Below are 442 nucleotides of genomic sequence, written 5' to 3'. Positions count from 1 at the left end.
GATAATCTGGTTGCCGCCCCAGTAGGTCATACCCCGGAAGATAGCCGCAAAGTCACGCAGCACGGTATAGGCTTCATTACGATCCTGCACATACACATCACAGATATAGCGCGGCTCAGTGCCGCTGCCACCTTTGCCGTCCGGTACCGGCTGGTCACAATACTGCGCAACACGGTACAGTTCCCATTTATCGATATTCTGCATTTTGATGCGGTCGCCGAGGCCAAAGCGATCGGAAATGACAATGTCGTAGAATATCCAGGCAGGGTTATTGGTCCATGCCCATTTAAACGAGCCGTCCCAGGTACCAGAATACGTCCGTTGTTCCGGATCATAGTTTGACGGTATGCGGATAATACGCATCTTCGGCTCACAGGTGACCTGCGGGATCGAGCCGTTAAACTGCTTTGAGTCAAACTCGATATACAGCAGCGCGGTATGC

The 442-nt window shown here is 52.3% G+C and carries 1 pseudogene; it reads right to left on the bottom strand.

What is annotated here, in order from left to right:
- A pseudogene (locus HMPREF3119_RS19760) lies at positions 1–442 on the bottom strand (host specificity protein); the annotation flags it as partial.

This window comes from Morganella sp. HMSC11D09, assembly GCF_001807955.1.
GTDB classification, from domain to species: Bacteria; Pseudomonadota; Gammaproteobacteria; order Enterobacterales; family Enterobacteriaceae; genus Morganella; species Morganella morganii.
This window is presented reverse-complemented; position numbering and strand designations above follow the sequence as displayed.